The sequence below is a fragment of the Streptomyces yaizuensis genome, assembly GCF_034961445.1.
Lineage (GTDB): Bacteria > Actinomycetota > Actinomycetes > Streptomycetales > Streptomycetaceae > Streptomyces > Streptomyces yaizuensis.
Genome location: NZ_BSBI01000015.1, coordinates 172,177 through 197,248, shown reverse-complemented (window position 1 = coordinate 197,248; position 25,072 = coordinate 172,177). Strand labels below are relative to the sequence as shown.

Below are 25,072 nucleotides of genomic sequence, written 5' to 3'. Positions count from 1 at the left end.
GGCGACCCTGCACCCCCCACCCACGGAACAGCCGGAGGGTGGCCGGTACCCCGAGCCGGGGAAAAAAGGGTGCGGGCCACCCCGTCGGCACGGGCCACGCGGCCGAGACCCTGGACGGGAGGCCGAGGCCCCCGTACCGACACGGGCCAGACAGGCCGGAACCCCGGACGAGCGCCCCGCACACGTACCGGCGCGGGCCCCGCAGCGCGAAGGCCGGGTCAGGGCTGGCCGTAGGTCTGGAATTGGGTGGATGCCTCCGCGAGCTGGGGCGGGGTCAGCAGGGACGGGGTGCGGCCCGGGACCGACGACGCGAGGAGCCAGACGTGGCACATCCACTCCAGTTGCGCGGTGCGGGCGTGCGCCTGGTCCAGGGTGGCGCCGTGGACGACGGTGCCATGGTTCCTCAGCAGCGCGGCGGAGCGCCCGTCCAGCGCCCGGATCAGGTTGCGGGCGAGTTCCTCCGTCCCGTAGAGCGCGTAGTCGGCGACCCGGACCGGTCCGCCCAGTTCGGCGGTCATGTAGTGGATGGGCGGCAGCTCGGGCACGAGTGTGGAGACGGCGGTGGCGTGTGCCGCGTGGGTGTGGACCACGGCGCGGGCGTCGGTCTCGCGGTAGACCGCGAGGTGGAGCGGCAGCTCGCTGGTGGGTCTGAGGCTGCCGAGGACCTGTCGGCCGTCGAGGTCGACGGCGACGGTGTCGTCGGGGGTGAGCCGGTCGTAGGGCACCCCGCTGGGGGTGACGAGGACCAGGTCCCCGACCCGGGCGGAGACGTTGCCCGAGGTTCCCACGACGAGGCCGTCCCGGGCGGTTCGGCGGGCGGTGTCCACCACGGCCCGCCAGGTCTCGTCGATCGCGTCCTGCCGTACGTAATCGGTCATACGAGCGATCCTGTCAGGATCGAACACGTGACTACAGAGGGCCACCAAAGTGGGGCTGGAACGTTTCGCGGGGCGAAGGCGGCTTGATCATAGGAAAAGGTGACGAAAGCCACTTAGAGGCTCGCCCAACCCGCCACAGAGGCCCATCCAGCCCCTGGAGAGTGGCAAGCGGAACCCCTGACCCCACATGGAGCCACCCGGAATCCGGTCCGAGTTCACCTTCCGTTCACTCAGGTTACCTACGTTCACCGAGCCACTGACGTCCAAAGATTGCCTGGGTAAATGGAACACATCACGCTGCTGCTCGCGATCGTGATCGTGACGGCTCTCGTGTTCGATTTCACGAACGGTTTCCACGACACCGCCAACGCGATGGCGACGACCATCTCGACCGGCGCCATGAAGCCCAAAGCCGCGGTGGCCATGTCCGCCGTGCTCAACCTCGTCGGCGCCTTCATGTCCGTGGAGGTCGCCAAGACGATCTCCAGCGGCATGGTCGACGAGGCAGGCATAACACCAGAAGTGATCTTCGCGGCGCTCGTCGGCGCCATCCTCTGGAATCTCCTGACGTGGCTGGTCGGACTGCCGTCCAGCTCCTCGCACGCCCTCATGGGCGGTCTGATCGGCGCGACCATAGCCTCGGTCGGCATCAGCGGCGTCAACGGCGGCACCGTCGTGACCAAGGTGCTCATCCCCGCCATCGCGGCCCCGCTGGTCGCGGGCATCGGTGGTTACCTCGCCGCGAAGCTGACCTACAAGCTCGGCAAGAACATCGACGACAAGACCAGCTCGAAGGGCTACCGCGCGGGCCAGATCGCCTCCGCCGGCCTGGTCTCGCTCGCCCACGGCACCAACGACGCCCAGAAGACGATGGGCATCATCACGCTGGCCCTGGTCGCCGGCAATGTGCTCGCCCCCGGCTCGAACCCGCCCCTGTGGGTCATCGTCTCCGCCGGTGTCGCGATCGCGCTGGGCACCTACCTGGGCGGCTGGCGCATCATCCGCACCATGGGCAAGGGCCTGACCGACCTCCAGCCGCAGCAGGGCTTCGCCGCCCAGACCAGCGCCGCGAGCGTCATCCTGGCCTCGTCCAACCTGGGCTTCTCGCTCTCCACCACCCACTCCTGCTCCGGCGCCGTCATGGGCTCGGGCCTCGGCCGCAAGGGCGGCGTCGTCCGCTGGTCGACCGCCACCCGGATGTTCGTCGCCTGGGGTCTGACCCTGCCCGCGGCCGGTCTGGTCGCCGCGCTCTCCGAGCTGGTCACCAAGCAGGGCGACTGGGGTGTCGGCGTCGTGGCCGCCTTCCTCGTCGGCTCCTCCGTCGCGATCTGGATCTACTCCCGCCGCCAGGTCGTCGACCACACCAACGTCAACGAGACCGATGACGCCGCGGCCACCGAGGCCGCCGAGGCGGAGCAGGGCGTGGTCACCGCCGCCATCGCCGCCGTCACCCCGCCGCCGGCCGGCATCATCCCCGCGCAGGACGAGCACAAGACCCCGGCCGCCCCGGCCACCGAATCCGGCCCGGCCAGCCCGGCCGCGGTGTAAGGACAGATCAGCATGAACATCGACTGGGTAGCACTCGGCTCCGTCTTCGGCGTGAGCCTCCTCGCCACCGTGACCATCGCGGGCCTCTTCGTCCTGGGGCTCGTCGGCCTCAGCAAGCAGGAGGTGGCCTCGCAGGCCGGCGGTTCGGCAGCCGTCGCCCGGGCCGGCGCCTACCTCTGCTTCACGCTCTGCCTGGTGGCGGTCAGCTTCGGCATCTACCTGATCGTCGTCTGACCGGCCGTCCACACGAACGGGCCGGACACCCCCTGGGGTGTCCGGCCCGTTCCGCATGCCCCGGCGGCCCGGGTGTGGGGCTGAGCACACTGCCCCCGCCGCAGGTCAACGGCAGGTTGACGGGTGTTCTCGCAGCGTGGTGGACTGCCGGGGCCATTGGGCGGCAGCAGAGGAAGCCGGTGCGAATCCGGCGCGGTCCCGCCACTGTCACCGGGGAGACCCGGGAGCCAGGAACTCTCGCCGCCGATCACGTCGAACCAGGGCGCGGACACCCTGAGTGAGGACATATCGCCATGCCCGGCCGCGGCTGCGCCCCGCCCCCCGTCGTACCGCCCGCCCCCGTACCCCGGCCCGGAAGCGGTGCCTGAGGCCGTGCGGGCCGACCGTGTCTTCGTCTGCGGTGCCACCGCCGGGCTGCTGGGGGATCTGCTGTTCGGCGATCCCCGCCGGGGCCACCCCGTCGCCGCCTTCGGACGGGCCGCGACCGCCGTCGAGCGGCTGCTCTGGCACGACCACCGGGGCTGGGGAGCCCTACACACGGCCGTCTGCGCCGGTGGTACGGCCGCCGGGGCGGCCCTGCTCGCCCGGGGTGCGCGCCGCAGCCCCGCGCTCGGTGTGGCCCTGACCGCCGCCACCACGTGGGCCGTCGTCGGCGGCACCTCGCTGGGCCGGGAGGCGCGGGCCGTCGGCGCCGCTCTCGCGGCCGGTGACACCGAGCGGGCCCGGGAGCGCCTGCCCCATCTGTGCGGCCGTGATCCGCACGCCCTGGACGAGGCGGGCATCGCCCGTGCCGTGGTCGAATCCGTCGCCGAGAACACCTCCGACGCCGTGGTCGGCGCGCTGGTGTGGGGGGCGCTCGCGGGGGTGCCGGGCCTCGCCGCGTTCCGCGCGGTGAACACCCTGGACGCGATGGTCGGCCACCGTTCACCACGCCATCTGCGGTTCGGCTGGGCCTCCGCCCGGCTGGACGATCTCGCAGGCTGGCCGGGTGCCCGGCTGACGGCCGTGCTCGCCGTGGCCGCCGGGGGCGACCCCCGGGGGGCGGTACGGGCCTGGCGCGCGGACGCCCACCGGCACCCCAGCCCGAACGCGGGCCCCGTGGAGGCCGCCTTCGCGGGCGCGCTGGGCGTACGGCTCGGGGGGACCCTCTCGTACGCCGGACGGGTCGAGCACCGCCCGGTGCTGAACGCGCCGGGCCGCCCGGTGGCGGTCGCGGACATCGAACGCGCGGTCCGGCTGTCGAGACGGGTGGGCCTGCTGGCGCTCGGCGCGGCCGCCGCGGGCCGCTGGGCCGCCGGGCGGGCGGCCCGCCGAGGAACACAGGGAGGGACACGATGACCGGAGGCGGACTGCTCGTCGCGGGCACCACGTCGGACGCGGGCAAGAGCGTCGTCACCGCCGGGATCTGCCGCTGGCTGACGCGCCAGGGGCTGAAGGTGGCCCCGTTCAAGGGACAGAACATGTCCCTCAACTCGTACGTGACCCGCGACGGCGCCGAGATCGGCCGGGCGCAGGCGATGCAGGCGCAGGCCGCGCGGGTGGAGCCGACGGCGCTGATGAACCCGGTCCTGCTGAAGCCCGGCGGCGACCGCAGCAGCCAGGTGGTGCTGCTGGGGCGCCCGGTGGGCGAGCTGAGCGCCCGGGGCTTCTTCGGCACGCCCGGGGACCCCGCCGTGCCGGGTCCGCTGCGCGGCGGCGGCCGGGAGGCCCTGTTCGGGACGGTCGTGGAGTGCCTGGAGGAGCTGCGGGCCACCCATGACGCGGTGATCTGCGAGGGCGCCGGCAGCCCCGCCGAGATCAATCTGCGCCGTACCGACATCGTGAACATGGGTGTCGCGCGGGCGGGGCGGCTGCCGGTGCTCGTGGTCGGCGACATCGACCGGGGCGGCGTCTTCGCCTCCTTCTTCGGGACGACGGCGCTCCTCGCGGCGGAGGACCAGCGGCTGGTCGCCGGGTATCTCGTGAACAAGTTCCGGGGGGATGTGTCGCTGCTGGAGCCGGGGCTCGACATGCTCAGGGGGCTGACCGGGCGGCCGACGTACGGGGTGCTGCCGTACGCCCACGGCCTCGGCATCGACGAGGAGGACGGGCTGCGGGTCTCCCTGCGGGGCACCGTCCGCGAGTCCGCCCTCGCGCCGCCCGTCGGCGAGGACGTGCTGCGGGTAGCGGTCTGCGCGGTGCCGCTGATGTCGAACTTCACCGATGTGGACGCGCTGGCGGCCGAGCCCGGGGTGGTGGTCCGTTTCGTCGACCGCCCGGAGGAGCTGGCCGACGCGGACCTGGTGGTCGTCCCCGGCACCCGGGGCACCGTCCGGGCCCTGGCGTGGCTGCGCGAGCGGGGTCTCGCGCGGGAGCTGGCGCGGCGGGCCGCCGCCGGCCGTCCCGTGCTGGGCATCTGCGGCGGGTTCCAGCTGCTCGGCGAGCACATCGAGGACGAGGTCGAGTCCCGGGAGGGATCCGTTCCGGGTCTGGGGCTGCTACCGGTACGGGTGCGGTTCCACGCGGCGAAGACGCTGGCCCGGCCGGTGGGCACGGCGCTGGGCGAGCGGGTGGAGGGGTACGAGATCCATCACGGCGTGGCCGAGGTGCTGGGCGGGGAGCCGTTCCTCGACGGCTGCCGCTCCGGCGCGGTCTGGGGCACCCACTGGCACGGCTCGCTGGAGAGCGACGGCTTCCGGCGGGAGTTCCTGCGGCGGGTGGCCGACGCCGCGGGAAGGCGCTTCGTCCCCGCCCCGGACACCTCGTTCGGGACGCTGCGCGAGGAGCAGCTGGACCGCCTCGGCGATCTGATCGAGGAGCACACGGACACGGACGCGCTGCTGCGGCTGATCGAGCAGGGCCCGCCGGCCGGCCTTCCCTTTGTCGCGCCCGGGGCGCCCGAACTGGTCGAGGAGACCGTATGAGCACGCCGTACCCGTTCACCGCCGTCGTCGGACAGGACGATCTGCGCCTCGCGCTGCTGCTGAACGCCGTCTCGCCACGGGTCGGCGGGGTGCTGGTGCGCGGCGAGAAGGGCACCGCCAAGTCGACGGCCGTACGGGCGCTCGCGGCGCTGCTGCCGCCGGTGGACACGGTCACGGGCTGCCGCTTCTCCTGCGATCCGGCGGACCCCGACCCGCGCTGCCCGGACGGCCCCCACGACGGCACGGCGGTGGTGGGACGTCCCGCGCGGATGGTGGAGCTGCCGGTGGGCGCGTCCGAGGACCGGCTCGTGGGGGCGCTCGACATCGAACGGGCGCTGGCGGAGGGGGTCAAGGCCTTCGAGCCGGGCCTGCTCGCCGACGCGCACCGGGGCATTCTCTACGTGGACGAGGTCAATCTGCTCCACGACCACCTGGTGGACGTGCTGCTGGACGCCGCCGCGATGGGCGCGTCCCATGTGGAGCGCGAAGGGGTGTCGGTCCGGCACGCGGCGCGCTTCCTGCTGGTGGGGACGATGAACCCGGAGGAGGGCGAGCTGCGTCCGCAGCTGCTCGACCGGTTCGGGCTGACCGTGGAGGTCGCCGCGTCCCGGGAGCCGGAGCAGCGGGTCGAGGTGGTGCGGCGGCGGCTCGCGTACGAGGACGACGCGGCCTCCTTCGCGGACCGGTGGGCCGGTGCGGAGGAGGAGCTGCGGGAGCGGATCCGGGTGGCGCGGGCGCTGCTGCCGTCCGTGGTCCTCGGCGACGGGGTGCTCCGTCAGATCGCGGCGACCTGTGCCGCGTTCGAGGTGGACGGGATGCGCGCGGACATCGTGATGGCGCGGACCGCGACCGCGCTCGCCGCGTGGGCGGGGCGTACGGAGGTGCTGGCGGAGGACGTCCGGCAGGCGGCGCTGCTGGCGCTGCCGCACCGGCGGCGGCGCAATCCGTTCGACGCGCCGGGTCTGGACGAGGAGAAGCTGGACCGGACGCTGGACGAGTTCGCGGAGCAGGAGCAGGAGCCGGAGCCCGCGCAGGAGCAGAAGCAGGAACAGGAGCAGGGACAGGAGCCGCAGGAAGGCCCCGAGGACCCGGATCCGGACACCGATCCCGACGGCGGGGGCGGCGGCCCCGGTGGCGGGGGCGGTGGCGTGCCGCCGCAGCGCGACCCGAACGGCCCGGCGGCGGAGCAGGACCCTCAGGAGCAGCAGGCGCAGCCGGCGGACAGCACGGACGGGGCGCCCGCGCCCCAAGGTCCCGGCGGCGGTCGGGAACAGCAGGCGGTCGCGGCGGCCGAGCCGTTCCGTACCCGGATCCTGAGCGTGCCCGGTATCGGCGAGGGTGCGGCGGGCCGCCGGTCCCGCGCGCGGTCGGAGCACGGCCGGACGACGGGGTCCCGGCTCCCCCGGGGCCCGCTGACGCGGCTCCATCTGGCGGCGACCGTCCGGGCGGCCGCCCCGTACCAGCGGGCGCGGGGGCGCGGCGGGCCGGGTCTGGTGGTGCGGCGGGACGATCTGCGGCAGGCGGTCCGGGAGGGCCGTGAGTCCAATCTCGTGCTGTTCGTGGTGGACGCGTCCGGTTCGATGGCGGCCCGGCGGCGGATGAGCGCGGTCAAGGGCGCGGTGCTGTCGCTGCTCCTGGACGCGTACCAGCGCCGGGACAAGGTGGGTCTGGTGACGTTCCGGGGCCGGGAGGCGGAGCTGGCGCTGCCGCCGACGTCGTCCGTGGACGCGGCGGCGGCCCGTCTTGAACGGCTGCCCACCGGTGGCCGTACGCCGCTGGGTGCCGGGCTGCTGAAGGCGCACGACGTGCTGCGGGTGGAGCGGATGCGGGACCCGTCGCGCCGTCCGCTGCTGGTCGTGGTGACGGACGGGCGGGCGACGGGCGGCGGCGCCGACCCGGTGGCGCTCGCGTCCCGTGCCGCGCGGCTGCACGCCGCCGACGGCACCGCCGCGATCGTGGTGGACTGCGAGGCGGGGCCGGTCCGGCTGGGGCTCGCGGGCTCCCTGGCCGCCGAGTTGCGGGGCACGGCCGTCACCCTGGACGAGCTGCGCGCGGACGCGATCACCTCGCTGGTGCGCGGCGCGCGGGGCGGCCCGGCCGCCGGCTCCCCCGCCCGTACCCCTGCCCGCACCCCGGCGGCGGCGGGTGCCTCCGGATCGTTCCGTACCGACAGAAGGGCCGCGTAATGCCCCAGGGAAAGCCGTCCGTCGTCCCCGATGACGGGCTCACCACACGTCAGCGGCGCAACCGGCCGCTGGTGTTCGTCCACACGGGCACCGGGAAGGGCAAGTCGACGGCCGCGTTCGGGCTGGCGCTGCGCGCCTGGAACCAGGGGTGGCCGATCGGGGTGTTCCAGTTCGTCAAGTCCGCGAAGTGGAAGGTGGGCGAGGAGAACGCGCTGAAGGTGCTGGGCGCGTCCGGCGAGGGCGGCCGGGTGGACTGGTTCAAGATGGGCGAGGGCTGGTCCTGGGTCCAGCGGGACGCCCAGTACGACAACGAGGAGGCGGCCCGGGAGGGCTGGGAGCAGGTCAAGCGGGACCTCGCGGCCGAGACCTACCGGCTGTACGTGCTGGACGAGTTCGCGTATCCGCTGCACTGGGGGTGGGTGGACACGGCGGAGGTGATCTCCGTGCTGCGGGACCGCCCCGGGAACCAGCATGTGGTGATCACCGGCCGGAACGCCCCGGCGGAGCTGCTGGACTTCGCCGATCTGGTGACCGAGATGACCAAGGTGAAGCACCCGATGGACGCGGGTCAGAAGGGCCAGCGGGGCATCGAGTGGTAGCGAGACTCGTCATCGCGGCGCCCGCTTCGGGCACCGGCAAGACCACCGTCGCGACGGGCCTCATGGCGGCCTTCACGGCGGCGGGCCTGACCGTCTCCCCGCACAAGGTGGGCCCCGACTACATCGATCCGGGGTACCACTCGCTGGCGACGGGCCGCCCGGGGCGCAATCTCGACGCGTATCTGTGCGGTACGGAGCTGATGGCCCCGTTGTTCGCGCACGGCGCGGCGGGCGCGGACCTCGCCGTGGTCGAGGGCGTGATGGGCATGTACGACGGCGCGTCCGGCGCCGGTGAGCTGGCGTCCACGGCACAGCTGGCGAAGCTGCTGCGGGCGCCGGTGGTGCTGGTGGTGGACGCCTCGTCGCAGTCGCGGTCGGTGGCGGCGCTGGTGCACGGCTTCGTCTCGTTCGACCCGGAGGTCCGGGTCGGCGGGGTGATCCTCAACAAGGTGGCGACCGACCGGCACGAGGGGCTGCTGCGGGACGCGCTGGAGGAGGTGGGCGTGCCGGTGCTGGGGGTGGTGCGGCGGCGGGCCGCCGTGGCGACGCCCTCGCGCCATCTGGGTCTGGTCCCGGTCGCGGAGCGGGCCGCCGACGCGGTCGGCTCGGTGGCGGCGATGGCGGAGCTGGTACGGGAGGGCTGCGACCTGCCGGGGCTGCTGGCGCTGGCCCGGTCGGCGCCGCCGCTGGGCGGCGGCGTGTGGAGCCCCGAGGACGCGGGCGGCCCGGTGGTGACGGCGGAGGGCCGGCGGCCCGTGGTGGCCGTGGCCGGCGGGCCCGCGTTCACGTTCGCGTACGCGGAGCACCCGGAGCTGCTGGCCGCCCGGGGCGCCGAGGTCGTCGTCTTTGACCCGCTGCGGGACACGGAGTTGCCGGAGGGGACCTCGGGGGTCGTCATCGGCGGCGGCTTCCCGGAGGTGTACGCGCCGGAGCTGTCCGCGAACAAGGAGCTGCGGGCGCAGGTGTCGGCGTTCGCGCTGGCGGGCGGTCCGGTGGCGGCCGAGTGCGCGGGGCTGCTGTATCTGGCGCGTTCGCTGGACGGGCTGCCGATGTGCGGGGTGCTGGAGGCGGACGCCCGGATGGAGAAGCGGCTGACGCTGGGCTACCGGGAGGCGGTGGCGGTGACCGACAGCTGTCTCGCGCCGGTCGGTACGCGGATGCGGGGGCACGAGTTCCACCGGACGGTGATCGAGCCCGGGGCGGGGCCCGCGCCCGCGTGGGGGATGCACCGGCCGGAGCGCCGGGTGGAGGGGTTCGTGCGGCAGGGGGTGCACGCCAGCTATCTGCATACGCACTGGGCGGCGGAGCCGGCGGTGGCGCGGCGGTTCGTGGAGCGGTGCGCGCGGTGACCGGGGCCGTCGGCGCGGTGACGGCGGCCGTCGGCGCGGCGGTCTTGCGGCGGCGGCGCAGAATCGTTTCCTCGTCGCTCAGGGCCGCCCCGAAGCACCGGCCGGCGGCGTGCCGTTCAGTGCGAGAGCCCGACCACCAGCCAGATGAACCCCACGCCCGCCGCCGTGCAGAGCAGGGTGGGGCCGGCGGGGTGCGCGTGGTGCGCCTCCGGCAGGATCTCCGCGGCCGCGAGGTAGAGCAGCGCGCCGCCGAAGAAGCCGAGGTAGCTGCCGAGCGCTTCGGCCGGGATCGTGAACAGCAGCGTGGAGGCGGCGCCGACCACCGGGGCGCAGGCGTCCGCCACCAGCATCGCGACCGCCTTGGCCCGCGTGTTCCCGTACAGGCTGGTGAGGGTGTACGTGTTGAACCCGTCCGCGAAGTCGTGGGCGATGACCGCCAGCGCCACCGTGAGCCCCATCGCCTCGCCCACCTGGAAGGCGGCGCCGATCGCCACCCCGTCCAGCAGGCTGTGCCCGACCATCGCGGCGGCGGCCGTCAGCCCCACCTGGGGGACGCGGCTCTCCCCCGCCCCGTGCGCGGCCTGGCGCCCGGCGAGCAGCCGCTCGACCATATGGGCCCCGAGGAAGCCCGCCACGAAGAGCAGCAGTGCCCTCGGGACGCCGAACAGGTCATCGCCCGCCGTCTCCAGTGCCTCGGGCAGCAGGTCGAGCCCGACGACGCCGAGCATCAGCCCGCCCGCGAGGCCGAGCACCAGATGGCGGCGGTCGGTGACGCGCCGCGCCGTCCAACCGCCGACCAGCGTCATCACGAACGCGCCGAGCGCGACAAACACCGCCATGCGCCTTTGTAGCGGATCCGCCCGCCGCACCGCCCCCGGCCGGGAGGCCGCCCGCCCGAATCACCCGTTCGCCGCGTCCGCCTCCCGCACCGGGGAGCCGGGGGAGCCGGGGGATCCGGGGGGACCGGGGGGACCGGGGGGACCGGGGGGACCGCCCACGCCTCCGGCGCCCTTCGGTCCCGGCGCGTTCACGGTCACCGACCGGGTGGTGCCGTTCGGCCCCGGGGAGGCGGTGCTGCGCCCGCCGTCCCTGGTCGTCGGTGTGGGCGGGGCCCGTGGGGTGTCCGCCGACGAGATCGTGGAGCTGGTGGTGACGGCGCTCGCGGCGGCCGGTCTTTCGGTGCTCAGCGTCGCGGAGGTGGCCACGGCCGCCGCGAAGGCCCGGGAGCCGGGGATCGTGGCGGCGGCCCGGCGGCTGGCCGTGCCGCTGGTGACCCATCCGGCCGAGCGGCTGGCCGCCGTCCCCGTACCGCATCCGTCCGGGGCCGTGCTGCGGGCGCTCGGCACCGCGTCGGTCGCGGAGGCGGCGGCACTGGCCGGTGGCGGGGAACTGCTGGTACCCAAGCGGAAGTCGGCCCCCCTAGGACGGCCCGCCCGTGCCACGTGCGCGGTGGCCCGGCGGCCCGGGGCGGCGGCGGGCGGCGGCCTCCCCGGGGCGGGCCGGCCCGGGGGTGACCCGTTCTGGATCGGACTCTCCGACGGTTTTCCGCCATGGGACCTCCAGCGCGCCCGGCTGCGGGCCGTGGCCGCCACCGGCGCGGACCTCACCCTGCTCAACCCCTTTGACCTGCAAGGAGAGCAGCGACTCGGCAGAATACTGGCGCTTCTCCAAGAGGAGAGGCCACCCTGTACACCGGTGAGAATCATCGAGAACGCGTCACGAACGGGGGAATCGAGCCGTGTGACCGTGCTGGCCGGAGTGGATCCCGCGCTGGTGGACATGATGTCCGTCGTGACGGTCGGCACATCAGCCACCCGCGCCATCGCGGGCCGCGCGGCGACCCCGCCCGGTCATCGGTGGCAGGCGTGATCCCGCGCGGCCCCGCGCCCAGAGCCGCGCACCGCGCGCCGGTCCTTCCGCCGGAGGGCGGGGGGTGCTCCGCGCTGCCCGGCGCCGGGCACGGGGTCAGGGACGGTGCCGGTGCCAGAGCCGGGGACGGCGGAGTGGCGTCCCCCGGCGTTCGCCCGGAGCTTCACCGGACTCCTCGCCCGGTCCACCGCGGGTTCACCGGCGGTGGCGATCCTCGTACCCTGCGCCCGGGGCCCGGACGCGGGGCCGGACCGGGCGTGCGGGCAGCGCCCACCGCTCCCCCGGCCGCGGTGCGCCCATCCGCCGGCGGGGACACAGGGGCATCGGACGGACCGGGGTCCCGCACCGCCCGGGGGCGCTCCGGTCCGGGCCGCGGCCCCCGTTCGTACCGGATCAGGGACCCGGTGGGCAGGGATCCGGGATGCCGTCCCCGCGCGCGTCCCCACCCGTCCGCGCCCGTACGCCCGTCCGCACCCGTACCGCCGTCCCCCAGCGGTCCGTACCACCGTCCGTACCGCCATCCGTACCACCGGCGGACCTGTTGCCCCACCTGCCGCTGTCCCCATCCCCCGCCGGCCCAGGCGTCCCAGCAGCCCGGGGTGCCGCCCCCACGACCTTGCGACACCTTCCCCCACCCCCTAGGAGAACGCTGATGAACGTCGGCCATGCCACCCGCACCGGCACGGCGAGACCGAGCGGTGAACCCGCCGGTCACCGCGAGAGACGAGCCGCCGCGCCGCCACCGCGCCCCGGCGTGGACGGGCTCCGCCCCCTCGGAGCCGACCGACCCCTGTACGACCGGGTCACGGGCCCGCACCACCACGGCGGCCACGCTCATGCATACGCACACTGACGGCCCCCACGACCTGCGCCACCACGGCGACGCGGAGATACGCGACTCCGGGGGGCTGCTGACCGATCTCGCGGTGAACGTCCGCGCGGGCACGCCCCCCGACTGGCTGCACGAGTGCGTCGCGCGTTCGCTGCGTTCGCTCGCCGCCTACCCCGACGGCCGGCCCGCGCGCGCGGCCGTCGCCGACCGGCACGGTCTGCCCACCGACCGGGTGCTGCTGACGGCGGGGGCGGCCGAGGCGTTCGTGCTGCTCGCCCGCGCCCTGCCGGCCCGTCATCCGCTGGTGGTGCATCCGCAGTTCACCGAGCCGGAGGCGGCGCTGCGGGACGCGGGCCACACGGTGGACCGGCTGCTGCTGCGCGAGGAGCACGGTTTCCGGCTCGACCCGGACGCCGTACCGGAGGAAGCGGACCTGGTGGTGATCGGGAACCCCACCAATCCGACGTCGGTGCTCCACCCGGCCGACGCCGTCGCCGCGCTGGCCCGGCCCGGCCGGACGCTGGTCGTGGACGAGGCGTTCATGGACGCCGTACCGGACGAGTCCGAGACCCTGGCGGACCGTACCGACATCCCCGGTCTGGTGGTGCTCCGCAGCCTCACCAAGACCTGGGGGCTCGCCGGGCTGCGGATCGGCTACGCGCTGGCCGCGCCGGAGACGATCGCCGCTCTGGAACGGGCCCAGCCGCTGTGGCCGGTTTCCACCCCCGCGCTGGCGGCCGCGGAGGCGTGTGTGACGCCCGCCGCGCTGAAGGAGGCCGATCAGGCCGCCCGGCGGATCGCCGTGGAGCGGGCCCATCTGCTGGCCGGTCTCGCGGAGTTCGAGGAGGTCCGGGTGGTGTCGGCGGCCGAGGCGTCCTTCGTCCTCGTCCATGTGCACCAGGGTGACCTGGTACGGGAGCGGCTGCGGCTGCTGGGGTTCGCCGTGCGGCGGGGCGACACCTTCCCGGGGCTGGGTCCCGGGTGGCTGCGGATCGCGGTCCGGGACCGGGTCACGACCAATCGTTTCCTCCAGGCCCTGGATCAGGCGCTGGCCATGGTCTGCGGCTGAGCGGGGGTGCCGGGCGGCGTGCCCGGCGCCGTTCGCGGGGGTACGCCGACCGCACCCCGGGACCGCGCCGGACACCGCATCTCACCGCACCGGGCCCGGGGGGCGGGGCCGTCCCCGTCCCCCGGGCCCGGCCGTTCAGCCCCGGGCCCGGGCCCGGGCGCGGGAGCGGGAGCGGGAGCGGGCCAGCAGCACGGTGCCACCGCCCAGGGCCAGCAGGACCGCCGCGCCCCCGGCGATGTACCCGGTCGTGGCGCTGCCGCCGGTCTCGGCCAGGTTCTCCGTGGGGCCCTGCGGCTCGATGCCGGGCTTGCCGGGCTCCGCCGTGCGGGCCGGTGCCGCCGGGGTCGTGCACGCCGCACTGACCAGGGTGACCGTGCCGCTCACGGAGGCGATGTTCAGCTTGAGCGGATTGACCGCGACCGTCAGCTCCAGGGCCGTGGCCGTCGCCTGGCGGGAGGTCACCGCCTTGCGGGCCAGATCGAGGGTGACCTCGCCGACGCCCTCCGCCGTGACCTTGGTGCGGCCGCCCGCCGTGAGCGTGACGGGCCGCCCGAGCACGGTGACCGGGCCCACCAGTTCCGCGTGCGCGGCGGGCCGTGCGCCCGGCACGCAGACGGCCCGCGAGGTGGCCTTTTGGACCTCCACTAGGGTGAGCGCCGGCAGTCCGGGCACCTGCACCCGGGCCCGCGCCAGCTCCGCGTACCCCTCGGCCCGGCCCCGTTCGGCGGTGGCCCGCGCGGTGGCGGCGCGGGCCCGTACCAGCGGGACGGTGGTGGGCCCGCCGATGCCGGCCACCTCGACGTCCAGGGCGGTACGGGAGGCCGTGGCCGGCGCCGTGACCTCGTTGAGCGCGGCGCGGACGGGGACCTGCACGGCCCGGTCGGCGAGGGAGACGTCGAGCCCGGCCCGCAGGACGACCGCGCTCGCCCGGCCGTCGGCCCCGCCCCCGCCTCCGGTGGCCTGCGCCGGAGCCGCCAGGGCCCCGGGCACGGCGATCAGTGCGAGGCAGGCCGCGACGGCGGCGGTGCGGCGGCTGCGCGCGGGCATGCGGAAGGTGTTGCTGTTCACGGTGGTGGAACCCCCACAGAAGGCATGGCGCCGTCCGCCCACCCCCTGGGACCGGGGGCGGCGGCGACCGGGACACCGGAATACTTACGCACTGAGAGTGAACTGACAGACACCTGGCGTCAGTTCACCCCAACGGGGGGTTTCCGAGCCCGTATTCGAATCCGGCGGCACGGGAGTTCCCATCCGCCCCGGTACCGACCCCGGTGCGCCGGGTGCTCAACGCTCCGGGGTGGTACGGGGTCACGCGCCGTCAACCCGGCGCGGCGACGCGGGAGGCGAGGAGGCTCAGCCGACCACGCGGCCGGCCAGGACGATCCGGCGCGGGGCGGCCAGCGCCCGGACGTCGGCGCGCGGATCCGTGTCGTACACCACCAGGTCGGCGGGCGCCCCCTCGGTCAGCCCCGGGCGGCCCAGCCAGGAACGGGCGTCCCAGGTGGTGGCCGCGAGCGCCGCCAGCGGCGGGATGCCCGCCGTGACGAGTTCGGCGACCTCGGCGGCGACCAGGCCGTGCGGGAGCGAGCCGCCCGCGTCGGTGCCGACGAAGACGGGGATGCCCGCGTCGTAGGCGTTGCGGACCGTCTCGTACCGCCGGGCGTGGAGCCGTCGCATATGGGCGGACCAGGCGGGGAACTTGGACGCGCCGCCGTCGGCGAGCACCGGGAAGGTGGCGATGTTCACCAGCGTCGGCACGATGGCCACCCCGCGCTCGGCGAAGAGCGGAATGGTGTCGTCGGTGAGTCCGGTGGCGTGCTCGACGCAGTCGATGCCGGCCTCCACCAGGTCCCGCAGCGAGTCCTCGGCGAAGCAGTGGGCGGTCACCCGGGCGCCCAGCCGGTGCGCCTCGGCGATGGCGGCCTCGACGGCGTCGCGCGGCCAGCAGGCGGTGAGGTCCCCGGCGTCCCGGTCGATCCAGTCCCCGACCAGCTTGACCCAGCCGTCGCCGCGCCGGGCCTCGCGGGCGACGTAGGCGACCAGGTCACGGGGCTCGATCTCATGGGCGTAGTTGCGGATGTAGCGGCGGGTGCGCGCGATGTGCCGCCCCGCGCGGATGATCTTCGGCAGGTCCTCGCGGCCGTCGATCCAGCGGGTGTCGGAGGGCGATCCGGCGTCCCGGAGCAGCAGGGTGCCGGCGTCACGGTCGGTGAGCGCCTGCTTCTCGCTGGTGGCGTCGTCCACCGGGCCGTGCGCGTCGAGGCCGACATGGCAGTGGGCGTCGACCAGGCCCGGCAGCACCCAGCCGGTCACGGTCGGCGCCGCGTCGGCGCCCGGGGGCCGCCGGAAGGTGATCCGGCCGCCGGCCACCCAGAGTTCGTCCCGCACCTCCTCGGGTCCGACGAGCACCCGCCCCTTCACATGCAGTTCCACGTGATCGCTCATATCCGCACTGTACGAGGGCGGCGAGCGCGCCGGGAGCGGTCACCGCACGGGGACGGGACGGGGACGGAGGCGGGGACGGAGGCGGAGATGGGACAGGGACAGGGACAGGGACGGGGACGGGGACGGGGACGGCGCCGGGGCCGTGGGAGGGCGGTCCGGCTACCCTCGTCCGGGAGACCGGGCGATCCGGTCGAAGCACATCCATTCCCCCGAGTCCGTTCACCCGAGCCCATTCACCTCACCCGAGTCCATCCACCCGGGAAACACCCCCTGAGAAGGCACCGCCGTGACGCATCCGCTGCTGGACCTGCCCCCGCTCACCGCCGAGCACTTCGCGCGCATCGAGGCCCGCGTCGCCGCCCTGCTCGACACCGAGCAGGACGTCGTGATCACCCAGGGTGAGGCGCTGCTGCCGCTGGAGGGCTGCATCCGCTCCGGGGCCCGTGCCGGTTCGACCGCGCTGAACGTGGTCACCGGCCCGTACGGGCAGACCTTCGGCAACTGGCTGCGCGACTGCGGGGCCCGCGTGGTCGACCTGGAGGTGCCCTTCCACACGGCGGTCACCGCCGAGCAGGTGGAACGGGCGCTCGCCGCCCACCCGGAGATCGACTTCGTCTCGCTGGTGCACGCGGAGGCGGCGACCGGCAACACCAACCCGGTGGCGGAGATCGGTGAGGTGGTCCGCCGCCACGGGGCCCTGTTCATGCTGGACGCGGTGGCGTCCGTGGCCGCCGAGCCGCTGCTGCCGGACGTCTGGGGCGTGGACCTCTGCGTGATCGGCGCCCAGAAGGCGATGGGCGGCCCGGCGGGGGTGTCGGCGGTGTCGGTGAGCCCCCGCGCCTGGGAGCGGTTCGCCGCCAACCCGGCCGCGCCGCGCCGCTCGTACCTCTCGCTCCTGGACTGGAAGGAGCGGTGGATCGACGGCGGGCGCAAGGCGCTGCTGCACGCCCCCGCCCAGCTGGAGATGCTGGCCCTGGAGGCGTGCGTGGAGCGGATCGAGTCGGAGGGGCTGACGGCGGTGATGGAGCGGCACGCGGCGGCGGCCTCGGCCACCCGCGCGGGCGCCCTGGCCCTCGGCGGCGGCCTGGAGCCGTACGTGTACGAGGCCGGGGACGCGGCCCCGGTGGCCACCACGCTGCGCGCCCCGGCCGGGACGGACGCCTCCGAGCTGGTGGCGAAGGCGCTGGCGACCGACCCCACGCTGCCGCTGATCGCGGGTGGCGGGGCGCTCGCGAAGGAGATGATCCGCGTCAACCACTACGGCGTGGACGCCACCCGGGGCGCGGTGCGGTCGTCGCTGGCCGCCCTGGGCGCGGCGCTGGCCGAGACGGGTGCCACGGTCGATCCGGTGGCGGCGGGCCGCGCGGTCTCGGAGGTCTGGGCCTGACGGCACTGCCCGCAGCCCACAGCCCGCAGCCGGGCAATTCACAGCAGAACAAGAATATAGAAGAAATACGGGAAGCGCCTTTTCTGGCCGCTTCCCGTATTTCTTTTTCCCCGGTTCTCCGCCAGCAAACGCCAAGATTTCAACAAGGGCGGGGGCCTTTGTGACCGACCCCACAATCGGTCCACTTTGCCGTATATATCCAGGACAAACCCCTCCATTCGCCTGGCAACATCGGGCTACAGAAGGGCGACTCGCGCCCGCGCGATAACACAGAGGAGCATTCTCCCCAAGTTTTTGGACCCATGAATATTCCGCTGTCGATCGGTAAATTGCCAGGGCATGACCGCCGCGCAAGAAGACCTGGTACGAGCCGATGCCCCCCGTGATTCGACGACCGCGACACGTGGATCGACGACCCTCACGAGCCCACGGGTGGAGGACGGAGCCGCGCTCTGGAGGATCGCCCGCGACTCCCGGGTCCTGGACCTGAACTCCTCGTACAGCTATCTCCTCTGGTGCCGGGACTTCGCCGCGACCTCGCTGGTGGCCCGGGACGCGACGGGCGCCCCGATCGCCTTCGTGACCGGCTATGTCCGGCCCGACCGCCCGCGCGCGCTGGTCGTCTGGCAGATCGCCGTCGACCGCGCGCACCGGGGGCGGGGGCTCGCCGGGGAGCTGCTGGACGCGCTGACCGCCCGGGTCACCGCCCAGCACGGGGTGCGGGAGATCGAGACCACGATCACCCCCGACAACACCGCGTCCCACCGGCTGTTCACCGCCTACGCCCGGCGGCACGGGGTGGGGCTCGCCCGCGAGGTCCTCTTCGACGGCTCGCTCTTCCCCCGCGAGCCGGAGCCCGGCCCCGGCAGCGGCCCCGGCAGCGGCCCCGACGGCGGTCCCGACGGCCCCGGCCCCGGCCCCGGCCCCGGTGGCGACGCGCTCCCCGCCCATCAGCCGGAAGTCCTCTACCGGATCGGCCCCTTCCCCGGCTGAACCGCCCCTCCGCACCCCCTCCCCTCCCCGCGCCGGCCCACCCACCTTCAGGAGAACGCTGTGACCATCACCCCGCCCGCCCTGAGTGTCTTCGAGACCCTGGAATCCGAGGTCCGCAGTTACTGCCGGGGCTGGCCCGCCGTCTTCGACCACGCGCGCGGCAGCCGACTCCACGACGAGGACGGCCACGCCTATCTCGACTTCTTCGCCGGAGCGGGTTCGCTCAACTACGGCCACAACAACCCCGTACTGAAACGGGCGCTCCTCGACTATCTGGAGCGGGACGGTCTCGTCCACGGCCTCGACATGGCCACCACCGCGAAACGGGCGTTCCTGGAGTCCTTCCAGAACATCGTGCTGCGCCCGCGCGACCTCCCGTACAAGGTGATGTTCCCCGGCCCCACCGGGACCAACGCCGTCGAGGCGGCGCTGAAGCTGGCCCGCAAGGTGAAGGGCCGCGAGTCGGTGGTCTCCTTCACCAACGCCTTCCACGGGATGTCGCTGGGCTCGCTCGCCGTCACCGGCAACGCCTTCAAGCGGGCCGGGGCCGGGATCCCGCTGGTGCACGGCACGCCCATGCCGTTCGACCACTACTTCGACGGCCGGGTGCCGGACTTCCTCTGGTTCGAACGGCTGCTGGAGGACCGGGGGTCCGGGCTCAACCACCCGGCGGCCGTGATCGTGGAGACCGTCCAGGGCGAGGGCGGGATCAACGTGGCCCGCGCCGAGTGGCTGCGCGCGCTCCAGGAGCTGTGCGAACGCCGGGACATGCTGCTGATCGTCGACGACATCCAGATGGGCTGCGGCCGCACGGGCGGCTTCTTCTCGTTCGAGGAGGCCGGGATCACCCCGGACATCGTCACCCTCTCCAAGTCCATCAGCGGCTACGGACTGCCCATGTCGCTCTGCCTGTTCAAGCCGGAGCTGGACGTGTGGGAGCCCGGTGAGCACAACGGCACCTTCCGGGGCCACAACCCCGCCTTCGTCACCGCCGCCGCCGCGCTCGACACGTACTGGGCGGACGGCCAGATGGAGAAGCAGACCCTGACCCGGGGCGAACAGGTGGAGGAGGCGCTGCTCGCGATCGCGGCGGAGAGCGGCGACCCTCAGGCCCGGTTCCGGGGCCGGGGGCTGGTGTGGGGGCTGGAGTTCGGCGACCCGGCGCGGGCGTCGGCCGTCTGCTCCCGCGCCTTCGGCCTGGGGCTGCTGCTGGAGACCTCGGGGCCGCGCGGCGAGGTGGTGAAGCTGCTGCCGCCGCTGACGATCAGCCCGGAGGAGCTGGACGAGGGGCTGCGGATCCTGGCCCGCTCCGTCCGCGAGACCGCCTGACGCCCGGACTCCCCCGACGCCCCGGAGTCCCCCGGACGCCTCGAATCCCCGGACTCCCCCGAATCCCCGGCGCCGCGCCCGCCCTTCGCCCGGCCGCACCCCTTCGTCCCCGCCCCCCCTGATCCCGTACCCCTGCATCCCGTACCGAAAGGCCGTACCACCATGATCGTCCGTTCTCTCCGGGAGATCGAGAACACCGACCGCCACCTCAGGTCCGCGTCCGGGACCTGGGAGAGCAAACGTCTGATCCTCGCCCGGGAGCGGGTGGGCTTCTCGCTCCACGAGACCGTCCTCTACGCGGGGACCGAGACGTCGATGTGGTACGCGAACCATGTCGAGGCCGTCCTCTGCGTCGAGGGCGAGGCCGAACTCACCGACGAGGAGACCGGCGAGACCCACTGGATCTCCCCCGGCACGCTCTATCTGCTGGACGGGCACGAGCGGCACACGCTCCGCCCGAAGACCGACTTCCGCTGTGTCTGCGTCTTCAACCCGCCGGTCACCGGCCGGGAGGACCACGACGAGAACGGCGTCTATCCGCTGCTGACCGAGACCGAGGAGGGCTGACATGACCACCGCCGGCACGAGCACCACCACCGCCACCACCGCCACCGCCGTACCCACCGACCTCTACCCGACCCGGGGCGCCGCCGAAGTGCTGACCCCGCGCCAGGACCCGGTCCTGTGGTCCGCGCCGGGCGCTCCCGGGCCGGCCACCACGGACGAGCTGCTCGCCTATGAGCGGGACGGCTTCCTGGGGGTGGAGAACATGATCTCGGACGACGAGGTCGCCCTCTACCGGGCCGAGCTGGACCGGATGGTCGCCGACCCCGTCCTGCGGGCCGACGAGCGCGCGATCGTGGAGCCGGCGTCGCGGAAGGTGCGTTCGATCTTCGAGGTGCACCGGCTGAGCCAGGTCTTCGCCGCCCTGGTGCGGGACGAGCGGGTGGTGGGCCGCGCCCGGCAGATCCTCGGCTCGGACGTCTACGTCCACCAGTCGCGGATCAATGTGAAGCCGGGCTTCGGCGCCTCGGGCTTTTACTGGCACTCCGACTTCGAGACCTGGCACGCCGAGGACGGGCTGCCCCGGATGCGGGCGGTGTCCGTCTCCATCGCGCTGACCGAGAACCGCGACACCAACGGCGGTCTGATGATCATGCCGGGGTCGCACCGGACCTTCCTCGGCTGCGCGGGCGCGACCCCCGACGACAACTACAAGTCGTCCCTGCGGATGCAGGAGGCGGGTACGCCATCGGACGCGGCCCTGACCCGGCTCGCCGACGACCACGGCATCCGGCTCTTCACCGGCCGGGCGGGGTCGGCGACCTGGTTCGACTGCAACTGCATGCACGGATCCGGGGACAACATCACGCCGTACGCGCGCAGCAATGTGTTCATCGTGTTCAACAGCGTGGAGAACGCGGCGGTCCGGCCGTACGCGGCGCCCGCGCCCCGGCCGGAGTTCATCGGGGCCCGGGACTTCACCCCCGTGCGCTGACCGGTACGGAGCGAGGGACGGCGGCGGGCCGGCCCACCCCCGTGGGGTCGGCCCGCCGCCGCGCCCGAGGCCGGGCGCCGTGTCCGAGGTCGGCCGCCGTGCCGGAGGCCGGGCCCCGCTGCCGAGGCCGGGCGGCCGCGTCCGAGGTCAGACGGCGGCCAGCTCCGGGTAGTCGGTGTAGCCCTGGTCGCCGCCGCCGAAGAAGGCCGCCGGGTCCGGCGTGTTGTACGGGCCCGCCTGGCGCAGCCGCTCGGGCAGGTCCGGGTTGGCGAGGTAGAGGGAGCCGAAGGCGAGGATGTCGGCGATGCCGTCCTCGATGAGCGGCAGGGCGCGGTGGTCCGTCGGCCCCTCGGTCACCGGGTTGAGGACGAGGGTCCCGCTGTACTCCTTGCGGAGCGCCAGGGTGATGTCCCGGGCGGCCTCGGTGATCTCGGTGACGTGCACATAGGCCAGGCCCAGCGGCTCCAGCCGCCGGATCAGCTCGGGGTAGACCTCGCCCGCGTCCGGCTCGTCCATGTCGTTGTACGGGTTGGCGGGCGACAGCCGGATGGCGGTGCGGGCGGCGCCGATCGCGGCGACGACGGCCTCGGTGACCTCGGTGGCGAAGCGGATCCGGCCCTCGACGGAGCCGCCCCACCCGTCGGTGCGCCGGTTGGTGTTGGGCGCCAGGAACTGGTGGATGAGATAGCCGTTCGCCCCGTGGATCTCCACGCCGTCGAAACCGGCCGCGATCGCGTTGCGGGCGCTGTGCGCGTACTCCGCGATCACCGAGGGGATCTCCTCGGCGGCGAGGGCTCTGGGTTCGGGGAAGTCCTTCATGCCCTCGTGGGTGTAGATCTGCCCGGCGGCGGCCACGGCGGAGGGGGCGACGCTGGAGCGTCCGTCCGGGAAGAGCAGCGGGTGGCCGATCCGGCCCGCGTGCATCAGCTGGGCGAAGATCCGCCCACCCCGGGCGTGGACGGCGGCGGTGACCTCGCGCCAGGCCGCGACCTGCTCGTCGGTGTGCAGCCCCGGGGTGTCGGGGTAGCCCTGGCCGGTGGCGGAGGGCTGGATGCCCTCGGTGATGATCAGGCCGGCGCCGGCCCGCTGGGCGTAGTAGCGGACCGTGGATTCCGTGGGGGTGAGCCCCGGGCCGTAGGCGCGGCTCCGGGTCATCGGGGCCATGGCGATGCGGCTGGCGAGGCGGACACCGGAGAGGTCGATGGGGTCGAAGGCGGTGGGCATGAGGGCTCCAGAAAAATTATGTGGTCGGCCAATCAATTCGACGGAAGCAACTGTAGCGCAATGATTGGTCGACCAAGGTAAAATTTCGGCAGAGCGGTGCCCCAGGATGGACACCGGCCGGTCGCGGTGGGATCGTGCGCCGTCATGTCGCCCCGAGGAGGTCCCCCATGAGAGCCGGATCCGAGACCACGGAGTGTTCCACCGGCCTGCCCCAGCTGGACTGTCTGCTGGACGGGCCCACCAGCCGGGGGATCTCCCGGGTGGGGCGGCTGCACCGGATGGCGGCGGCGAAGCTGCTGCGGGGGCTCGGCCTCTACCCGGGGCAGGAGTTCCTGATGATGTGCCTGTGGGAGGCCGGGGCGGTCCGCCAGTCCGAGCTGATCAAGCGGCTGGAGCTGGACCCGTCCACGGTGACCAAGATGCTCCAGCGGCTGGAGCAGTCGGGGCATGTGCGCCGCCGGCCCGACCCGGCCGACCGGCGGGCGGTGCTGGTGGAGGCGACCGAGCGCAGCTGCGGGCTCCGGCAGGAGGTCGAGCGGGCCTGGGAGCGGCTGGAGGAGCACACGGTGACCGGCCTCAGCGAGGCGGAGCGGGCCGAGCTGAGCCGGCTGCTGGGGCGGGTGGAGGAGAACCTGTGCGCGCAGACGGCGGACTGCCCGCCGCCGGAGTGCGGTCCGGTCTGCTGATCACGCCCGGCCCGGCGGTACGGCACACCGCCTTGCGGCCCACCCAGCGGCCCACCCTGCGGTACGGCACGCGGGCTCAGGTACGCGGGCTCAGGTACGCGGGCTCAGGTACGCGGGCTCAGGTACGCGGGGCCGCAGCCAGCACGTCGAGGGCACGGTCCACGTCCGCCGCCGAGTTGTACAGGTGGAACGCGGTCCGCAGATGCCCGGCGCGGGCCGAGACGACGACTCCGGCGCGCTCCAGATCGGCCGCCCGGTGGCCGAGCCCCGGCACACAGACGACGGCGGACTCCTCCTCCGGGAGCGGCTGGCCCAGCTCCGCGAGCCCGGAGTCCGCGAGCCCGGAGCGGAACCGCCGGGCGAGCGCGGTGGCGTGTGCGCGCAGGGCGTCGACCCCGATCTCCTCGACGAGGGCGAGCGCCTGCTCGGCGCCGTAGTACGGGACAAAGGAGACCGGCTCGTCGTAGCGGCGGGCGGAGCGGGCCAGCTCCTCGACGGGCCCGTAGAGACTGCCGGGCCGTTCGGCCGCGACGGCTCCGGCGTGGATCGGCGGCAGCGACTCCTGCGCGTCCTCGCCGACGGTGAGGAAGGAGACCCCGCGCGGGCAGAGCAGGTACTTGAAACCGGCCGTGACGGTGTAGTCCCACTCCCCCGCCGCCAGGGGCAGCCATCCGGCGGACTGGCTGGCGTCGGCCAGGGTGCGCGCGCCGTGGGCCCCGGCCGCGGCGCGCACGGCGGCCCCGTCGGCGAAGCGGCCGTCGGCGGACTGGACGAGGGAGAAGGCCACGAGGGCCGTTCCGGGGCGTACCGCGTCGGCGAGGCGGTCCAGCGGCGCGTACCGGACCCGGAGGTCGTCACGGATGGTGAACGGGGTGACGACCGAGGTGAACTCCCCCTCGGGGAGCAGCACCTCCGCTCCGGGCGGGAGGGACTGGGCGATCATGCCCACATGGACGGCGACCGCGCCGCCGACGGCGACGCGGTCCTCGGGGACGTGGGCGATCCGGGCGAAGGACCGGCGCGCGGCGGCGATGGGCGCCTCGTCACCGGCGCCGCCGGTGCGGCCCTCGGTCAGCTCCTGGATCAGCCCGGTCATCGCGGCGGCGGCGCGGGCGGGCAGCAGCCCGCAGCCGGCGGTGTTCAGATAGGTCGTCCCCGGTGTGAATTCCGCGCCACCCGGTGTCTCCAGCGCGTCCACGGCATCCCCGGCGTCCACGGTGTCCATGGGACCACAGTGGTGGGCTGCGTACGGTGGGTCAACCGATGGGACTCGGCCACCCGCCGCGCGGCTCAATCGCGCGGGACCTCGCAGGCGCCGTCGGGGCCGCACTCGGGAGCGGGCCCGCCCACCGGCTCGGGAGCGGGGTCGGCAACCGGCTCCGGGGCGGGGTCGGCCACGTCCGCCCGGTCCTGCCACGCCTGTTCCAGGGCCCGGGTGAAGACCTCGGCGGGCTGGCCGCCGGAGATCCCGTACCGCCGGTCGAGGACGAAGAACGGCACGGCGGTCGCGCCGAGGTCGGCGGCCTCGCGCTCGTCGGCGCGCACTTCCGCCGCGTAGGCGTCCGGGTCGGCGAGGACGGCGCGGGCCTCGGCCTCGTCCAGACCGGCTTCGACGGCGACGGCGAGGGCGGCCGCCGGGTCGTACACGGAGCGCTCCTCGGCGAAGTTGGCCCGGTAGAGACCGTTCAGCAGGGCGTCCCCAAGGCCGCGCGCGGCGGCCAGATGGAGCAGTCGGTGCAGGTCAAAGGTGTTGCCGTGGTCCCGGCCCGCCGTGACGTACGCCAGGCCCTCGGCGTGTGCGGAGGCGGCGACGTGCTCCTCCATCGCCCGTGCCTCGTCGGGGGTGCGGCCGTACTTGGCGACCAGCATGTCGGTCACGGCCTCGGTGGCGCCCCGGGGCCGGCGGGGGTCGAGTTCGAAGGAGCGGTGCACGACCTCCACCCGGTCCCGGTGCGGGAAGGCGGCGAGCCCCCGCTCGAAGCGGGCCTTGCCGATGTAGCACCACGGGCAGGCGATGTCGCTCCAGATCTCGACACGCATGAC

The 25,072-nt window shown here is 74.3% G+C and carries 21 protein-coding genes, 1 pseudogene and 1 riboswitch; of the genes and pseudogenes, 15 read left to right on the top strand and 7 right to left on the bottom strand.

Annotation, left to right across the window (positions count from 1 at the left end; all coding sequences use genetic code 11):
* Positions 1 to 218 precede the first annotated feature (218 nt).
* Positions 219 to 878 carry a class II aldolase/adducin family protein gene (locus SYYSPA8_RS30620; RefSeq protein ID WP_323450645.1) on the bottom strand — a complete coding sequence of 220 codons (660 nt, stop codon included), beginning with the start codon at positions 876 to 878 and terminating at the stop codon, positions 219 to 221.
* A gap of 282 nt (positions 879 to 1,160) precedes the next feature.
* On the opposite strand from SYYSPA8_RS30620, the gene SYYSPA8_RS30615 reads away from it, so the two are divergent.
* The 7 genes from SYYSPA8_RS30615 (at position 1,161) to SYYSPA8_RS30585 (ending at position 9,697) form a co-directional block, all read left to right on the top strand.
* Positions 1,161 to 2,426: an inorganic phosphate transporter gene (locus SYYSPA8_RS30615; RefSeq protein ID WP_323450644.1), complete on the top strand. Its 1,266-nt coding sequence runs from the start codon at positions 1,161 to 1,163 to the stop codon at positions 2,424 to 2,426.
* Positions 2,427 to 2,438: 12 nt separating this feature from the next.
* On the top strand, positions 2,439 to 2,660 hold the full coding sequence (locus SYYSPA8_RS30610) for a hypothetical protein (protein WP_323450643.1): 222 nt from the start codon (positions 2,439 to 2,441) through the stop codon (positions 2,658 to 2,660).
* 123 nt (positions 2,661 to 2,783) lie between these two features.
* A riboswitch (cobalamin riboswitch) is annotated at positions 2,784 to 2,916 on the top strand.
* Positions 2,917 to 3,032: 116 nt separating this feature from the next.
* Complete coding sequence (locus SYYSPA8_RS30605; protein ID WP_323450704.1) at positions 3,033 to 3,998, top strand: cobalamin biosynthesis protein; 966 nt, start codon at positions 3,033 to 3,035, stop codon at positions 3,996 to 3,998.
* Positions 3,995 to 5,563: a cobyric acid synthase gene (locus SYYSPA8_RS30600; protein ID WP_323450642.1), complete on the top strand. Its 1,569-nt coding sequence runs from the start codon at positions 3,995 to 3,997 to the stop codon at positions 5,561 to 5,563. The genes SYYSPA8_RS30605 and SYYSPA8_RS30600 overlap by 4 nt, the downstream gene beginning before the upstream one ends.
* Complete coding sequence (locus tag SYYSPA8_RS30595) at positions 5,560 to 7,749, top strand: putative cobaltochelatase (RefSeq protein WP_323450641.1); 2,190 nt, start codon at positions 5,560 to 5,562, stop codon at positions 7,747 to 7,749. The genes SYYSPA8_RS30600 and SYYSPA8_RS30595 overlap by 4 nt, the downstream gene beginning before the upstream one ends.
* Positions 7,749 to 8,348, top strand: coding sequence for a cob(I)yrinic acid a,c-diamide adenosyltransferase (cobO, locus tag SYYSPA8_RS30590; RefSeq protein ID WP_323450640.1), 600 nt, complete (start codon positions 7,749 to 7,751; stop codon positions 8,346 to 8,348). Before SYYSPA8_RS30595 ends, cobO begins: the two co-directional genes overlap by 1 nt.
* A complete protein-coding gene (locus tag SYYSPA8_RS30585) occupies positions 8,342 to 9,697 on the top strand; it encodes a cobyrinate a,c-diamide synthase (protein ID WP_323450639.1) in 1,356 nt (451 codons plus the stop codon). The genes cobO and SYYSPA8_RS30585 overlap by 7 nt, the downstream gene beginning before the upstream one ends.
* Positions 9,698 to 9,813: 116 nt before the next feature.
* Here SYYSPA8_RS30585 and SYYSPA8_RS30580 read toward each other — a convergent pair whose 3' ends face one another.
* Positions 9,814 to 10,536 (bottom strand): ZIP family metal transporter, encoded by a 723-nt coding sequence (locus SYYSPA8_RS30580; RefSeq protein WP_323450638.1) that lies wholly within the window; start codon positions 10,534 to 10,536, stop codon positions 9,814 to 9,816.
* Between the two features lie 154 nt (positions 10,537 to 10,690).
* On the opposite strand from SYYSPA8_RS30580, the pseudogene SYYSPA8_RS30575 reads away from it, so the two are divergent.
* Positions 10,691 to 11,566 (top strand): annotated as a pseudogene (locus tag SYYSPA8_RS30575) (cobalamin biosynthesis protein); the annotation flags it as partial.
* 836 nt (positions 11,567 to 12,402) lie between these two features.
* Positions 12,403 to 13,467, top strand: coding sequence for an Rv2231c family pyridoxal phosphate-dependent protein CobC (gene cobC, locus SYYSPA8_RS30570; protein ID WP_407706116.1), 1,065 nt, complete (start codon positions 12,403 to 12,405; stop codon positions 13,465 to 13,467).
* Between the two features lie 135 nt (positions 13,468 to 13,602).
* Here the strand turns inward: cobC and SYYSPA8_RS30565 are convergent, their stop codons facing one another.
* Positions 13,603 to 14,535 carry an SCO1860 family LAETG-anchored protein gene (locus SYYSPA8_RS30565; protein WP_323450636.1) on the bottom strand — a complete coding sequence of 311 codons (933 nt, stop codon included), beginning with the start codon at positions 14,533 to 14,535 and terminating at the stop codon, positions 13,603 to 13,605.
* A 285-nt stretch (positions 14,536 to 14,820) separates the two neighbouring features.
* Positions 14,821 to 15,912: an amidohydrolase family protein gene (locus SYYSPA8_RS30560; protein ID WP_323450635.1), complete on the bottom strand. Its 1,092-nt coding sequence runs from the start codon at positions 15,910 to 15,912 to the stop codon at positions 14,821 to 14,823.
* A gap of 286 nt (positions 15,913 to 16,198) precedes the next feature.
* On the opposite strand from SYYSPA8_RS30560, the gene SYYSPA8_RS30555 reads away from it, so the two are divergent.
* The 5 genes from SYYSPA8_RS30555 to thpD all read left to right on the top strand — a co-directional run bounded on the left by SYYSPA8_RS30555 (position 16,199) and on the right by thpD (position 21,119).
* The gene (locus tag SYYSPA8_RS30555) at positions 16,199 to 17,299 is read left to right on the top strand and encodes a pyridoxal-phosphate-dependent aminotransferase family protein (protein WP_323450634.1); all 1,101 of its coding nucleotides are present in this window, start codon (positions 16,199 to 16,201) and stop codon (positions 17,297 to 17,299) included.
* A 339-nt stretch (positions 17,300 to 17,638) separates the two neighbouring features.
* Entirely contained in the window at positions 17,639 to 18,292 is a 654-nt protein-coding gene (ectA, locus tag SYYSPA8_RS30550) for a diaminobutyrate acetyltransferase (RefSeq protein WP_323450633.1), read from the top strand.
* Positions 18,293 to 18,352: 60 nt separating this feature from the next.
* Complete coding sequence (gene ectB / locus SYYSPA8_RS30545) at positions 18,353 to 19,621, top strand: diaminobutyrate--2-oxoglutarate transaminase (protein ID WP_323450632.1); 1,269 nt, start codon at positions 18,353 to 18,355, stop codon at positions 19,619 to 19,621.
* Between the two features lie 162 nt (positions 19,622 to 19,783).
* Positions 19,784 to 20,188: an ectoine synthase gene (locus tag SYYSPA8_RS30540; protein WP_323450631.1), complete on the top strand. Its 405-nt coding sequence runs from the start codon at positions 19,784 to 19,786 to the stop codon at positions 20,186 to 20,188.
* Between the two features lies 1 nt (position 20,189).
* Positions 20,190 to 21,119: an ectoine hydroxylase gene (gene thpD / locus SYYSPA8_RS30535; RefSeq protein ID WP_323450630.1), complete on the top strand. Its 930-nt coding sequence runs from the start codon at positions 20,190 to 20,192 to the stop codon at positions 21,117 to 21,119.
* Positions 21,120 to 21,266: 147 nt separating this feature from the next.
* Here thpD and SYYSPA8_RS30530 read toward each other — a convergent pair whose 3' ends face one another.
* Positions 21,267 to 22,343 carry an alkene reductase gene (locus SYYSPA8_RS30530; RefSeq protein ID WP_323450629.1) on the bottom strand — a complete coding sequence of 359 codons (1,077 nt, stop codon included), beginning with the start codon at positions 22,341 to 22,343 and terminating at the stop codon, positions 21,267 to 21,269.
* Positions 22,344 to 22,510: 167 nt separating this feature from the next.
* On the opposite strand from SYYSPA8_RS30530, the gene SYYSPA8_RS30525 reads away from it, so the two are divergent.
* Positions 22,511 to 23,029, top strand: coding sequence for a MarR family winged helix-turn-helix transcriptional regulator (locus SYYSPA8_RS30525; RefSeq protein WP_323450628.1), 519 nt, complete (start codon positions 22,511 to 22,513; stop codon positions 23,027 to 23,029).
* A gap of 118 nt (positions 23,030 to 23,147) precedes the next feature.
* Here the strand turns inward: SYYSPA8_RS30525 and SYYSPA8_RS30520 are convergent, their stop codons facing one another.
* Together SYYSPA8_RS30520 and SYYSPA8_RS30515 are read right to left on the bottom strand one after the other, a co-directional pair.
* Positions 23,148 to 24,254 (bottom strand): aminotransferase class V-fold PLP-dependent enzyme, encoded by a 1,107-nt coding sequence (locus SYYSPA8_RS30520; protein WP_323450627.1) that lies wholly within the window; start codon positions 24,252 to 24,254, stop codon positions 23,148 to 23,150.
* 65 nt (positions 24,255 to 24,319) lie between these two features.
* A complete protein-coding gene (locus SYYSPA8_RS30515; protein WP_323450626.1) occupies positions 24,320 to 25,069 on the bottom strand; it encodes a DsbA family oxidoreductase in 750 nt (249 codons plus the stop codon).
* Positions 25,070 to 25,072: the final 3 nt, after the last annotated feature.

Coding starts and splice junctions, on each gene's coding strand:
- cobO (WP_323450640.1), top strand. CDS start 7,749: ATGCCCCAGGGAAAGCCGTCCGTCGTCCCCGATGACGGGCTCACCACA.
- SYYSPA8_RS30595 (WP_323450641.1), top strand. CDS start 5,560: ATGAGCACGCCGTACCCGTTCACCGCCGTCGTCGGACAGGACGATCTG.
- SYYSPA8_RS30520 (WP_323450627.1), bottom strand. CDS start 24,254: ATGGACACCGTGGACGCCGGGGATGCCGTGGACGCGCTGGAGACACCG.
- SYYSPA8_RS30525 (WP_323450628.1), top strand. CDS start 22,511: ATGAGAGCCGGATCCGAGACCACGGAGTGTTCCACCGGCCTGCCCCAG.
- SYYSPA8_RS30600 (WP_323450642.1), top strand. CDS start 3,995: ATGACCGGAGGCGGACTGCTCGTCGCGGGCACCACGTCGGACGCGGGC.
- SYYSPA8_RS30620 (WP_323450645.1), bottom strand. CDS start 878: ATGACCGATTACGTACGGCAGGACGCGATCGACGAGACCTGGCGGGCC.
- SYYSPA8_RS30615 (WP_323450644.1), top strand. CDS start 1,161: ATGGAACACATCACGCTGCTGCTCGCGATCGTGATCGTGACGGCTCTC.
- cobC (WP_407706116.1), top strand. CDS start 12,403: ATGCATACGCACACTGACGGCCCCCACGACCTGCGCCACCACGGCGAC.
- SYYSPA8_RS30610 (WP_323450643.1), top strand. CDS start 2,439: ATGAACATCGACTGGGTAGCACTCGGCTCCGTCTTCGGCGTGAGCCTC.
- SYYSPA8_RS30560 (WP_323450635.1), bottom strand. CDS start 15,912: ATGAGCGATCACGTGGAACTGCATGTGAAGGGGCGGGTGCTCGTCGGA.
- ectA (WP_323450633.1), top strand. CDS start 17,639: ATGACCGCCGCGCAAGAAGACCTGGTACGAGCCGATGCCCCCCGTGAT.
- SYYSPA8_RS30540 (WP_323450631.1), top strand. CDS start 19,784: ATGATCGTCCGTTCTCTCCGGGAGATCGAGAACACCGACCGCCACCTC.
- SYYSPA8_RS30580 (WP_323450638.1), bottom strand. CDS start 10,536: ATGGCGGTGTTTGTCGCGCTCGGCGCGTTCGTGATGACGCTGGTCGGC.
- SYYSPA8_RS30530 (WP_323450629.1), bottom strand. CDS start 22,343: ATGCCCACCGCCTTCGACCCCATCGACCTCTCCGGTGTCCGCCTCGCC.
- SYYSPA8_RS30515 (WP_323450626.1), bottom strand. CDS start 25,069: ATGCGTGTCGAGATCTGGAGCGACATCGCCTGCCCGTGGTGCTACATC.
- thpD (WP_323450630.1), top strand. CDS start 20,190: ATGACCACCGCCGGCACGAGCACCACCACCGCCACCACCGCCACCGCC.